General features: G+C 67.7%; 9 protein-coding genes. 7 read left to right on the top strand and 2 right to left on the bottom strand.

Annotation, left to right across the window (positions count from 1 at the left end):
- Nucleotides 1-29 precede the first annotated feature (29 nt).
- On the top strand, nucleotides 30-620 hold the full coding sequence (locus PXJ20_RS17890; RefSeq protein WP_017774337.1) for a hypothetical protein: 591 nt from the start codon (nucleotides 30-32) through the stop codon (nucleotides 618-620).
- Between the two features lie 34 nt (nucleotides 621-654).
- On the opposite strand, the gene PXJ20_RS17885 is transcribed toward PXJ20_RS17890, so the two are convergent.
- Nucleotides 655-4,698 carry a DNA translocase FtsK gene (locus tag PXJ20_RS17885; RefSeq protein WP_421030571.1) on the bottom strand — a complete coding sequence of 1,348 codons (4,044 nt, stop codon included), beginning with the start codon at nucleotides 4,696-4,698 and terminating at the stop codon, nucleotides 655-657.
- A gap of 151 nt (nucleotides 4,699-4,849) precedes the next feature.
- Entirely contained in the window at nucleotides 4,850-5,398 is a 549-nt protein-coding gene (locus PXJ20_RS17880; protein WP_413213406.1) for an META domain-containing protein, read from the bottom strand.
- A gap of 214 nt (nucleotides 5,399-5,612) precedes the next feature.
- Between PXJ20_RS17880 and purT the strand changes: the two genes are divergently transcribed.
- From purT to PXJ20_RS17850, 6 genes are all read left to right on the top strand, one after another.
- Nucleotides 5,613-6,836 carry a formate-dependent phosphoribosylglycinamide formyltransferase gene (purT, locus tag PXJ20_RS17875; protein WP_421030572.1) on the top strand — a complete coding sequence of 408 codons (1,224 nt, stop codon included), beginning with the start codon at nucleotides 5,613-5,615 and terminating at the stop codon, nucleotides 6,834-6,836.
- A 138-nt stretch (nucleotides 6,837-6,974) separates the two neighbouring features.
- Complete coding sequence (locus PXJ20_RS17870; protein WP_126878474.1) at nucleotides 6,975-7,205, top strand: DUF6726 family protein; 231 nt, start codon at nucleotides 6,975-6,977, stop codon at nucleotides 7,203-7,205.
- Between the two features lie 56 nt (nucleotides 7,206-7,261).
- Nucleotides 7,262-7,651, top strand: coding sequence for an MliC family protein (locus tag PXJ20_RS17865; RefSeq protein WP_421030573.1), 390 nt, complete (start codon nucleotides 7,262-7,264; stop codon nucleotides 7,649-7,651).
- 283 nt (nucleotides 7,652-7,934) lie between these two features.
- Nucleotides 7,935-9,599, top strand: a complete 1,665-nt coding sequence (locus PXJ20_RS17860) for an acetolactate synthase large subunit (protein ID WP_421030574.1) — start codon at nucleotides 7,935-7,937, stop codon at nucleotides 9,597-9,599.
- A gap of 68 nt (nucleotides 9,600-9,667) precedes the next feature.
- Entirely contained in the window at nucleotides 9,668-11,104 is a 1,437-nt protein-coding gene (locus PXJ20_RS17855; protein ID WP_421030575.1) for an aldehyde dehydrogenase family protein, read from the top strand.
- A gap of 488 nt (nucleotides 11,105-11,592) precedes the next feature.
- Entirely contained in the window at nucleotides 11,593-13,032 is a 1,440-nt protein-coding gene (locus PXJ20_RS17850; RefSeq protein ID WP_277597585.1) for a DEAD/DEAH box helicase, read from the top strand.
- Nucleotides 13,033-13,151 lie beyond the last annotated feature (119 nt).

The following is a 13,151-nucleotide window of genomic DNA, read 5'->3' as shown; positions in this document are numbered from 1 at the left end:
TCGGCGCAATCGGCAGGATGGAACGCGCGATGGGAGCGAAGCAGGCAAGCAGAACGTTCGGCGCGGCAGCGGGGCTGGCAACGCTTGCGCTGCTTTCGCCGCTCGCCGCGAACGAGGCGCACGCGAGCTGTCCGTCTTCGTCGGCGCTTCTCGAGGCCGCATGCAATCGTGCGGCGCGCGTGGCCGAAGAGGGCACGTGGGATCTCTATCTCACGGGCTATGGCTGGCACATCGACGGCTATAGCGCCGACGACCGCCGCCATCTCAACGCGCAGTCGTGGGGCGGCGGCGCGGGCAAGCACTTCACGGACACGAACGGCAACGAAGACATCCTGTTCGCGCTCGTCTTCATGGATTCGCACAACAACCCCGAACCCATCGCCGGCTGGGCGCGCCAGTGGTACACGTCGCCCGTGCTGGGCGGTCTTTCGGTTGGCGGCGGCTACTTTGCGGGCTTCACCGCGCGCAGCGACATCCTGCATTACCTGCCGGTGCCGCTCGCGCTGCCGGTGGCTTCCATCCGCTATGCGAAGGCGTCGGTGATGGGCGCTTTCATTCCACGCGTTCCGGGCGTGAGCAAGGGCGACGTCGCGTTCTTCTGGGCGCGCTACGAGTTTTGACTGCCTTGTGCCAACTGCTCGCTCAGATGATGCGTCATTCCGCGGGCCCAGGCGCGAGCACTTCGCGGCTGCCGTTGACCCCCATCGGCGAGACGAGCCCGGCGGTTTCCATCTGCTCGACGAGCCGTGCCGCGCGGTTGTAGCCGATGCGCAACTGACGCTGCACCGACGAGATCGACGCACGCCGCGTACGCACCACGAAGGCGACCGCTTCGTCGTAGAGCGGGTCGGCTTCGGCGTCCGGCGCGTCGCCGAAGAGGTCCTGCTGGCCGCCTTCCGATGCCGGGCCGTCGAGAATGCCTTCCTCGTACTCCGGCTCGCCGAACTGCTTCAGGTATTCGACGACACAATGCACTTCCTCGTCGGCCACGAACGCGCCGTGCACGCGCTGCGGATAGCCGGTGCCCGGCGGCAGGAACAGCATGTCGCCCTGGCCCAACAGCGATTCGGCGCCCATCTGGTCGAGAATCGTGCGCGAGTCGATCTTCGACGACACCTGGAACGCGACGCGCGTGGGAATGTTGGCCTTGATAAGACCCGTGATGACGTCCACCGAGGGCCGCTGCGTGGCGAGAATCAGATGGATGCCCGCCGCGCGTGCCTTCTGCGCGAGCCGCGCGATGAGTTCTTCGATCTTCTTGCCCGCCACCATCATGAGGTCGGCGAGTTCGTCGATCACCACGACGATGAGCGGCAGCGGCGAGAGCGGCTCGGGTGCTTCGGGCGTGAGCGAGAACGGGTTGCCGATCTTCTTGCCCTTCGCGTCCGCGTCGCGAATCTTCTGATTGAAGCCCGCGAGATTGCGCACGCCCACGGCCGACATCAGCTTGTAGCGCTTCTCCATCTCGCCCACGCACCAGTTGAGCGCGTTGGCCGCGAGCTTCATGTCGGTGACCACGGGCGCGAGCAGATGCGGAATGCCCTCGTAGACCGAAAGCTCCAGCATCTTGGGGTCGATCATGATGAGCCGCACTTCCTCGGGCGTTGCCTTGTAGAGCAGCGAGAGGATCATCGCGTTGATGGCGACCGATTTGCCCGAGCCCGTCGTGCCGGCCACGAGCATGTGCGGCGCCTTGGCGAGATCGGCGACGACGGGGTGTCCCGTGATGTCCTTGCCCATCGCGATGGTGAGCTTCGAATGCGAGTGCTGATACAGGCTCGATTCGAGAATCTCGGAGAGGCGAATCATCTGGCGGCGCGCGTTGGGCAACTCCAGGCCCATGCATGTCTTGCCCGGAATGGTTTCCACCACGCGAATCGACGTGAGACCGAGGCCGCGTGAAAGATCCTTCATGAGGCCGACGATCTGGCTGCCGCGCACACCTAGCGCGGGCTCCACTTCGAAGCGCGTGATGACGGGCCCGGCCGACGCGCCCACCACGCTCACCGGCACCTTGAATTCCTGCAGACGCTGTTCGATCAACTGGCCGGTTTGCGCGAGTTGGGCGTCGGATACGGGCTCGATGCTCGCATCGGCGGGCTCGAGCAGATCGAGCCCGGGCAGTTCGACCCGCGAGGCCGACGGCGCGCGGAATTCGAAGGTGGCGTGCGCGTGGCCGCGCAGCGGCGAACGGGCGGCAGAGGTGGCAGAGGCGGCAGATTCCGGTGTGGCGGCGGGGTCGCTCGTGGTTGCGGCTTGTGCCGTGGTGTTCCCTGACGCGGTGAGCGTGGCGGCGCTTTCCAAGGCAGGGCGGGTCACCGGAGCGAGCGTCGTGATGTCAGGCGCAGCGGGATGGCCCGGCGACGGCGCGGTCTGCCCGACCGGCGGCGTGACTTCGACGACGGTCGCGGCGGGCGCAGCCAGGGCAGCGGCAGGGGGCGCAAGGTCCAGGGCGACGGTACTGGCCGGCGCCCCGACCGCTTCGTGATGCCGTTCCGGTTCGGGCTCGGCGAACGAGAATGCCGGACGCACCGGTGCCGACGGCATGTCCTGCCATGGCGCGAGCGCTGGCTCCGCGGCGACGTTGCCGTGAGCGATAGCGGGGCCGGGGAAGCGCACAACGTTGGACGAGACGGAGAGCGGCAACGACGCGGCCGAGACAGCTTCGTCCCCGCCCGATGCACTCGCCGACACGCCGATGGCTGGCGGGGCCTCGTCCGACGGCAATTGGGCGACGTCATTGGCGAGCACCGCAAGCGGGTTCGTCGTCGTGTCGGATGCGGGCGTGGCCGGCACCGGCGTCACGAGCGGATGCGGTGCGGCGGCTGTGAGCGAGCGTTCCGTTGCGGCGGGAGTCGCCATGAGTTGGCCGGATGCGGCGGGCGCAAGCGGCGAGGGAATGGCTTGCTCCGCGACTGCATCGGTCGAGTCCATTGCAGTCGGCGCATCCATTGCACTCGACACATCTGCTAGCCGCGAACGTTGCTCCGCTTGCCCTTCGCTCTGCGGCTGCGGGGTTGCGTGGCCCGTGCCGTCGCCATTCACCGCTTCCACGTTCCCGCGACGCGCGAGACTCGCGCCGGCGAGCGAAGTCCATCGCGCGGTGTTCTCTTCGATGCTACGCAGCGTTTCCTGCACCGTGGAGGAGAGCGGCTGCCGCTCGGCTTCGTCGATGCGTGCGGGGCGCGAGTAAGCCGGCGCGGGCGTGCGGCCAGGGCGCGTGGGCGTGCCGGTGGAAGGCGCGCTGGCGTGGGTAGTTGTGGGCATTGCGGTGTCGTGCGCGCCAGCCACCCAAACGGGTTGCGCTGACGACTCACCGGACGACGGAGACGCCGGGTCCGAAGCGGAACCCAACGCCGAAGCAGACGCCGTGTCCAGACCCACGTCCGATGCAACAGCGCCTGTTGCCGCCACGTCGCTCGTGCTCGCTGCTTCACCTTGCGACGCGACCAAAGACGACTGCCAGGGCCGCGTCCCAGGATGCTCCGCGTCCTGAATGGTCGGTCCTGGTGTGGCGGCGGTCGTCGGTTCGCGCCGCACCGGCCCATACGGCGGAATGCCACGTGCGGCAAGCAGTTTCGATGTGGCCGCCGTGGCACCCAGCGCGCTGCCCGCGCGTGGCGCCGCCGACCCCGGCGTCGACATGACGGGGCCGTTCGCGAAGCCGCTCGCCGCCGCGCTTTGACTTGGGTTTGCGCCCACGCGCGACGTGGCGGACCGTGTTTCCGCGACGGTGGGATCGACAGCAGGGCGACGCGCAGGGGACACGTGACCCGGCGCTGTCTGTTCGCGCAACCGCCCGGCACTAGCAGGTGAAGACGGCGGAACTCGCGGCGGAATTCGCGGCGAAACGGACGGCAAAGCGGGTGACGAGGCGGGCGAAGAAGCGGGTGACGAAACAGACGGCGAAGCGGACGCGGACAACGGGGCGCCCGGTACCCGAGACGCCGTCGCGCCTACCGCCCGCGCCGCAGATGCCGCAGATGCAGCAGTCGAAACCGCTGCCCCCGCAGCCGTGACGGTCTGCCGGGCGGGAGTCGGAATACCGCGTTCCATCGCCACAGCGGACGGTGTGGCAACGGCGCCGGCCGTCACCGCCCCTGCAGACCCCGCGCCGCTCGCGGTCGAGGCTGCCGTCGCCGCACGTCCCGTCGAGGCCGGTCGCCAGACCGTGGGTCGCGCGTAGCGGCCGGTGCTGCGCGGCGCCATCGTGTTGACGGCGGGCGCGGTGTGCGAGGTGAGCGGTTCGTCAGGCTCGGCGCGTCGCATCCGTGGCTCTGCGCCGCGGCCTTCTCGCGTTCGTGGCTCACGCGGTTTGCGCGGCGCCCGGCTACCACCGAGGCCCAGTCCGAAAGCTGCGTCGGCCCAGGCAAACGCGTCGCGCCAGCGAAAGTCCAGCAGCCACGGCAGGCTCGCGAGGAACAGCACCGCCATCGCAACCGGCGTGCCGATGTGGCCCAGCAGTTTTCCGAAAGCACCGGCGAGGCCCTGGCCCAGCGCGTCACTACCCGCGATGCCGACAAGCGCCGCGTCGAGCGTCATGCTCGCAACCAGCACGCCCATGAAGCCGAGCCACAGTCGAATCGTTCCGGGTCCGCGCAGCCCGGCGCCGCCCGGCAGCACGGATTTCGCAAGACGCCAGAAAAGAGGGAGAAACCACAGGGCCGATGCGCCGAACCAGCCGAAAACCGTGTGCATGCCAGACATCAACGAATGAGGGGGAAACCAACTTGCCGAGTTTAACCGCTGAAACCGGACGCTTCTGAGACAACCCGCGGCGAATCGCCGAAGCGTTGCGCCGCGGCGGCGCGACCACTGATATCACTGATACCGTTAATACCCGCGCGCCTTACTTTGCGCGTCGCGCGAAGGTCAGCGTGCTGCCGTCGTCGAGCACGAGCATGAGTTGTTGCGGGTCACGCATCTGTACGCCCGAACGGTCGATGTGCGAGAGGGCAGCGAGGTACTCGCCCTCGATTTGACCGCCAGGCGTTGCGCAGGCCATGCGTGTGCCGGCGAGCGGTCCGAAGCCGAGCTTGCCGTCCTTCAGCGTGTAGGTGCCCATGTAGCGGTTGCAGCCGGAAAAGCCGCTTGCGTGGCGCTGTCCCGTTGCCGTCGAAAGGTCGAGCGTGATGGGCTTGGCGCCTTCGCCCTGCGGAATGTCGCGTGCCGTGCCGTCCGCGTTCTTCCAGCTCGCGAGTTCCCACTGGGTGTCGTCGAGCAGTTGCGTTGCCGCAGGGTTGAACGGATCGGGCGCGGGTGCGGATGCATCGGGATGTTTGGGCAACGCGCAGGCCGCGAGCGCGACGCACACGACAGCGGCGAGCGCCGCCCTGCGCGACACGGTGGCCTGAACGGCCAGGCGCGCAACGCTTCGCGCGCGGAACATGGGGACCATGAAGCTGTTCCTCTTCGAACGGACGAAGGTGTAAGAGTACCCTGGCGGCCTCGCGGCACGCGAGCCGCACCCGTGCCGGAGCAGCGCGGGCGCCGCGCCGGACGGGCCAGCGCCGTGCCGCGCGGCAGACCATCGCACGGGTTTCGTGCGGGGCGCGCATGTTAACATCGGTGGCACTTTCTTTCACATCCGCTTCACACTCTCTGGAGACTTCATGCAGATCGGTCAACGGATCGGCACGCCGCTTTCGGCAACGGCCACGCGCGTCATGCTGCTCGGCGCGGGCGAACTCGGCAAGGAAGTGATCATCGCGCTGCAGCGGCTCGGCGTGGAGGTGATCGCGGTCGACCGTTATCCCAATGCGCCGGGGCATCAGGTCGCGCACCGCGCGCACGTGATCGACATGACGGACCCGCAGGCGCTGCGCGCACTGATCGAGCGGGAAAGGCCGCATCTCGTGGTGCCGGAAATCGAAGCCATTGCCACCGATGCGCTCGCCGCCGTCGAAGCCGACGGTCTCGCGGAAGTCATTCCCACCGCGCGCGCCACCCAGCTCACCATGAACCGCGAGGGCATCCGCCGCCTCGCCGCCGAGGAACTCGGCCTGCCCACGTCGCCGTACGCCTTCGCCGACTCGCTCGAAGAACTGCGCGCCGGCATCGCGAAGGTCGGCTACCCGTGCGTCGTGAAGCCGGTGATGTCGTCGTCGGGCAAGGGGCAGTCGGTGCTGAGGAGCGACGCCGACGTGGAACCGGCCTGGCAGTACGCGCTGGCGGGCGGGCGCGTGAACCGGGGCCGGGTGATCGTCGAAGGCTTCATCGACTTCGAGTACGAGATCACGCAACTGACCGTGCGCGCCGTGGACTCGGCGACGCAAGCCGTCAGCACGTATTTCTGCGACCCGATCGGTCACGTCCAGGTGGCGGGCGACTACGTGGAATCGTGGCAGCCGCAGCCGATGAGCGAAAAGGCGCTGGCGCGCTCGCGCGAGATCGCGCAGAAGGTGACGACAGCGCTCGGCGGCCGGGGCATCTTCGGTGTCGAGCTGTTCGTGCGCGGCGACGAGGTGTGGTTCTCCGAGGTGAGTCCGCGTCCGCACGACACGGGGCTCGTGACGCTCGCCTCGCAGCGCTTCTCGGAGTTCGAGCTGCATGCGCGGGCCATTCTCGGGCTGCCCGTGGATACGGCGCTGCGCGCGCCGGGCGCCTCGGCCGTGATCTACGGCGGGCTCGAAGAGCCGGGCATTGCGTTCGAGGGCGTTGCCGATGCGCTTGCTGTGCCGGGCACGGACCTGCGCCTCTTCGGCAAACCCGAGAGCTTCGTGAAACGCCGTATGGGCGTGGCGCTGGCGACGGGCGCCGATATCGGCGAGGCGCTCGAACGCGCCAAAGAGGCTGCGGCGCGCGTGCGGCCGGTGTCGGGAGAGAGCGGTCAGTAAGCGGCTGCGCGCGGCGAACGAATGAGGCAGCAAGGCGGCCGTGCCCGCCAGGGCTAGGGACGAGGAGGGGAATCGATGAAGCAGGCATCCTGCAACGCCGGCGGCTATAGCCAACCAGCTCGCCAAACAACTCGCCAAATGACCCGCCGAACAGCTCCCCACGCGCCTCGCGTCCTGCGTTTTCTTCGCCTCGCCGGGCGCGCTGTGGCCTGTGCGGCGCTCGGCTTCGGGCTTGCGGCTGGGCTGGGTGGATGCGGACTCGCGGCGGCGCCGTGCCGCATCGCGTCCGCGGGTTTGAAAATCGTACCGGTGGTGGGGCATGCCGCAGCCGCGCCCACCGACGCATGCGCCGACGTCATCGATCCGTAACGATGGATGGCCACGGCAGACAGGCGCCGCATTGGCGCGAGCGGGCGGAGAACGACATGAAGAAGAACCACAAGCCATCTGTAGCACGGGCCGCAGCGCTCGCGACCACGCTGGTGCTGGCCGCCGCGAGCGGCAACGCCGTGGCCGGGCCGCTCAACATCGGCGAGATCCAGACCCAGGCACGTCATACGTTCCGCTACACCTGCTCGAGCGGGCGCACCTTCAAGGTCTCGTATCTGAGCGCGGCCAACGGACAAAGCTTCGCGGTTTTGCCGGTCAACGGCCGCGCCATGCTGTTCGTCAACACGCTCGCCGCTTCGGGCGCGAAGTACCAGGCCGATCGCTACACCTGGTGGACCAAGGGTCGGCGCGCCGATCTCTACGACGCCACGGCGGGCGAGAACGCGCCGCCCATACTCGCCGACTGCGTCACGATCCAGCGCTGACCTGCGCGGCCTGGAGGTTCGGCCTGGAGGTTCGGCCTGGAGGTTTCGGCCGAGAGGTACCACCAGGCGGTACCGCCAGGAAGCTTGCCGCCCAACGCGCACCATTTCCCGCCCGGTAGTAATCTGTGACGCGCCGCGTGCCGATGCCAACCCGCATCGGCACGCGGTGCTGCACGGTTTTCTCCTTTTTCGATCGTCCGGTTGCGGACTCCCGGCGCGGGCATGGGCACGTGGACTGCTGCCTCCTGCGGGCGAACGCGCCGTCACTGACGCGAGACTCCCCATGAAAGCATCGGATCTGTTCGTCAAGGCACTGGAAGCAGAAGGCGTCGAGTACGTGTTCGGCATTCCCGGCGAGGAAAACCTCGACCTGCTCGAATCGCTGCGCCGCTCGAAAATCAGGCTCGTCGTGACGCGCCACGAGCAGGCGGCGGGCTTTATGGCGGCCACTTACGGGCGCCTCACCGGCCGCACGGGCGTGTGTCTCGCGACGCTCGGCCCCGGGGCCACGAACTTCGTGACCGCGGCCGCGTACGCCCAGCTGGGCGGCATGCCCATGCTGATGGTCACGGGCCAGAAGCCGATCAAGACCAGCAAGCAGGGGCATTTCCAGATCGTCGACGTGGTGCGCATGATGGAGCCGCTCACCAAATACACGCGGCAGATCGTTTCCATCGGCAATATTCCAGCGCTCGTGCGCGAAGCGTTCCGGCGCGCCGAGGAAGAACGTCCGGGCGCCGTGCATCTCGAGCTGCCAGAAGACGTGGCCGACGAGGAAGGCGACGGCAAGCCCATTCCGAAGAGCTTCAGCCGCCGCCCGGTTGCCGAGGAAAAAGCGGTGTCGCACGCGGTGAGCGCCATTGCGCAGGCGCGTCATCCGCTGCTGATGATCGGCGCGGGCGGCAACCGCAAGACCACGCGCAAGCAGTTGCGCGAGTTCGTCGACCAGATCGGCATTCCGTTTTTCACGACGCAGATGGGCAAGGGCGTGATCGACGAATCGCATCCGCTGTGGCTCGGCAACGCCACGCTCTCGGACGGCGATTTCGTGCACCGCGCAATCGATCACGCCGACTGCATCATCAACGTCGGGCACGACGTGATCGAGAAGCCGCCGTTCTTCATGCGCAGCGTGGACGCGGGCGAGAAGACGGTGATCCACGTGAACTTCCTCGGCGCCGAAGTTGACCCGGTGTATTTCCCGCAGATCGAGGTGGTGGGCGACATCGCCAACACGCTGTGGCAGATGAAGGAGAACCTGAAGGCGCGGCTGGAACGCGGCGAGCCGCACTGGGACTTCGCGCGCTTCGCCGAGATCAAGCAGCACTTCGAGGAACACCTCGTGCGCGGCCAGCACGACGAGCGTTTTCCGATGTACCCGGTGCGCGTGGTGCACGACGTCTACGAGACGATGCCGGTGGACGGCATCATCTGTCTCGACAACGGCATGTACAAGATCTGGTTTGCGCGCTACTACCGCGCGCACGAACCGAATTCGCTCCTGCTCGACAACGCGCTCGCGTCGATGGGCGCGGGGCTGCCCTCGGCCATCGCGACGAAGATCGTCCACCCCGAACGCAACGTGATGGCCGTGTGCGGCGACGGCGGCTTCATGATGAATTCGCAGGAACTCGAAACGGCGGTGCGGCTGAAGCTCGACCTCGTCGTACTGATCCTGCGCGACGACGCGTTCGGGATGATCCGCTGGAAGCAGGAGAACATGAATTTCCCCGACTACGGCATGACGCTGCACAACCCCGATTTCGTCGAGTACGCGAAGAGCTACGGCGCGCTCGGCCATCGCATCGCATCCGCGGACGAACTCGCGCCGCTCGTGCGCGAGTGCTTTGCGGCGCCGGGCGTGCACGTAATCGACGTGCCGATCGACTACTCGGACAACGAGCGCGTGCTGAACCGCGAGATCAAGCGGCTGTCGGCACAGATCTAGGTGCAGATCAAGGCGTGGGGGCATCCCCACGCTGCTCCTTCAACCCAGGCGTCAAGGAGACATCGACCATGCTGAAACCGACTTATCCGTATTACCTCGCCAACGAGGCGGTGGCGGCCAACACCGACCTCGAAGTCACCGACAAATACAGCGGCGAAGTCGCCACGCGCGTCGCGCTTGCGGATGCGAAGGCGATCGACGCGGCCATCGGCGCCGCTGTCGCCGCGATGCCCGCGCTGCGCGCGTATGCGCCGTTCAAGCGCCAGGCGGTGCTCGAACATTGCGCGAAGCGTTTTCGCGAGCGCTTCGACGAACTCGCGATGGCGTTGTGCATCGAGGCCGGCAAGCCGATCAACGACTCACGCGGCGAAGTGACGCGGCTCATCGATACCTTCAAGGTGGCCGCCGAAGAGTCGGTGCGTATCGACGGCGAGATCGTGAACCTCGAAATCTCGCCGCGCGCGAAGGGCTACCGCGGCTACGTGAAGCGCGTGCCGATCGGTCCGTGCTCGTTCATTTCGCCGTTTAACTTTCCGCTGAATCTCGCCGCGCACAAGGTGGCGCCCGCGCTTGCCGCGGGCGTGCCGTTCGTGCTCAAGCCCGCGAGCCGCACGCCGGTGGGCGCGCTCATCATCGGCGAAGTGCTGGCTGAAACGGATTTGCCGAAAGGCACGTTTTCGATCCTGCCCGCGCATCGCGACGGCGCGGACCTCTTCACCACGGACGAACGGTTCCGCCTGCTGTCGTTCACGGGCTCGCCGGCGGTGGGCTGGGACCTGAAGCGCCGGGCGGGCAAGAAGAAGGTGATCCTGGAGCTGGGCGGCAACGCGGCGGCCATCGTGGATGCCGACCAGCGCGACAAGCTCGACTATGTCGTTGAGCGGCTCGCCTTCGGCGCGTTCTACCAGTCCGGCCAGAGCTGCATCGGCGTGCAGCGCATCCTCGCGCACGAGGCGATTTACGACGCACTGCGCGAGAAGCTGATCGCGAAGACGAAGTCGCTCAAGATGGGCGACCCGAAGGACGAGCAGACCTTCGTCGGGCCGATGATCTCGGAATCCGAGGCGCGGCGCCTCGCGGGCTGGATGGACGCGGCCGTGAAGGGCGGCGCGAAGATCGTGGCGGGCGGGCGCGTGGACGGCGCGATGTTCGAGGCGACGCTGCTCGAGAACGTGGCGCGCGCAAGCGACCTCTACCGCAAGGAGGCGTTCGGGCCGGTCGCGATTCTGGAGCGCTTCCAGGACTTCGGCGAGGCGCTGGATACCGTGAACGACAGCGATTTCGGTCTGCAGGCCGGCGTGTTCACCGATTCGCTCGCCCATGCTCACCGCGCGTGGGACGCGCTCGAAGTGGGCGGCGTGGTGATCAACGACGTGCCGTCGTTTCGCGTCGACAACATGCCGTATGGCGGGGTGAAAGATTCGGGGCTGGGTCGAGAGGGTGTGCGCTATGCCATCGAAGACATGACCGAACTGCGGCTGATGGTGATGCGCGAGACGTGGTAAGGGCGGCGAGAGCGGTGAGCGCTGGAGAGGGCGGCAAGAGTATGGCAAGTGGGTGGCAAGCGCGCGGTGATTGCGGCATGGGCGCCGTCCGGGTGCACACGGGGCACCCCGAGCCGTAGGCGGACGGCTCGGCGCGACGATCGTGGGCCGGCGCCGCGCCCGCCGCCACAGCCGCCTCCCTTGGCCATCCGGCCAGGCGGTGGCACGCGCGCTGCGGTGCTACAATGTCGGCCTTTGAGCGTGCCTGCCGGGATCCTGGGGCCCCGGAGCCTCAGGCTCCGCAGAAAGGCCGCCGCCCGGAGCTTTCGGGCCACGCATGCGCGCTTCACATCCGATTCATGCCTGATTGGCCCGCGCGGGAATTTCGCGGCAGCGAACGGTTCCACCTTCATTCCGATGCTTCGAGCGGCTTCATGCCGCCACGTAGCGGCCGAGGCCCGAGCGGCCGCCGCGCGCCCAAAAGGGGCGCCTTTTTAGCGAAAGCCACCATGTCCGACACAGCTGTCCAGCCCAGCACCTCGACCTTCGACCAGTTCGGCCTTGCGCCCGACATCCTCAAGGCGATTGCCGACCAGGGCTACACGACACCCACGCCCATCCAGGCGCAGGCGATTCCGGTCGTGCTCGCCGGGCGGGACGTCATGGGCGCGGCGCAGACCGGCACCGGCAAGACCGCCAGCTTTTCGCTGCCCATCATCCAGCGGCTGCTGCCGTCGGCCAGCACGAGCGCGTCGCCGGCGCGCCATCCGGTGCGCGCGCTGATCCTCACGCCCACCCGCGAACTCGCCGACCAGGTGGCCGCCAACGTGCGCGCCTACGCCCAGCACACGCCGCTGCGCAGCGCCGTGGTGTTTGGCGGCGTGGACATGAATCCGCAGTCGGCCGAGCTGCGGCGCGGCGTGGAAATCCTGATCGCGACGCCCGGGCGCCTGCTCGACCACGTGCAGCAGAAGACCGCCAACCTGGGCCAGGTGCAGATGCTCGTGCTCGACGAAGCCGACCGCATGCTCGACATGGGCTTCCTGCCGGACCTGCAGCGCATCCTGAACCTGCTGCCGAAGGAGCGCCAGACGCTGCTCTTCTCCGCCACGTTCTCGCCCGAAATCAAGAAGTTGGCGGCCACTTACCTGCGCAACCCGCAGACCATCGAGGTGGCGCGCAGCAATTCGACGGCCACGAACGTCACGCAGATCGTCTACGAGGTCGCCGAGGGCGACAAGACGGGCGCGGTGGTCCAGCTGATCCGCGAGCGCGGCCTCAAGCAGGTGATCGTGTTCTGCAACAGCAAGATCGGCGCGAGCCGCCTTGCGCGCCAGTTGGAGCGCAGCGGCGTGGTGGCCACGGCCATTCACGGCGATCGCACGCAGAGCGAGCGCATGCAGGCGCTTGACGCCTTCAAGCGCGGCGAGATTGAAGCGCTCGTGGCCACGGACGTCGCGGCGCGGGGGCTCGACATCGCGGAACTGCCAGCCGTAATCAACTTTGACCTGCCGTTCAACGCCGAAGACTACGTACACCGCATCGGCCGCACGGGCCGCGCGGGCGCGTCGGGCGATGCCCTGTCGCTGTGCAGCCCGAACGAGCGCAAGCAGCTGGCCGACATCGAAAAGCTCATCAAGCGGCCCATCGAGGTGCAGCGTCTGACCGTGGACGTGCCGGTTGCGCATCATGAGGAACGCGGCGGCCGGCGCGAGCGCGATGGCCGCGGCGAACGGACGGGGCATCGACGTACCGCGTCGTTCGACCGGCCTCACCATCGGCAGGCGGCGCCCGTCGATGACTTCTTCCTCAAGCCTTACGAGCCGCCGGCCTCTGCGAGCCAGCCCGAAGAGAAGCCGGCCCCGGCGCCGCAGAAGAGCGCGTCGAAGCAGCCGCTCGCCGCGCTGCTGGGCGGCTTCGGCATGGCGCGCAAGGGTTCTTCGTCCTGATTCTGAGATAGGGCAAAGCCGGATCACGTCGGCTCGCCCTGGTTTTTGCCGGCTTCATTCGTCGTGTGGTCCGGTCGTCACGCCGTTTACCAGCCACATGCGACGCGGCCGGCCCGAGA

Origin of the sequence: Paraburkholderia sp. A1RI_3L (assembly GCF_048957895.1) — a bacterium.
Lineage (GTDB): Bacteria > Pseudomonadota > Gammaproteobacteria > Burkholderiales > Burkholderiaceae > Paraburkholderia > Paraburkholderia kururiensis.
The sequence above is the reverse complement of the archived record's forward strand: the minus strand, read 5'-3'. Positions and strand labels throughout refer to the sequence as shown.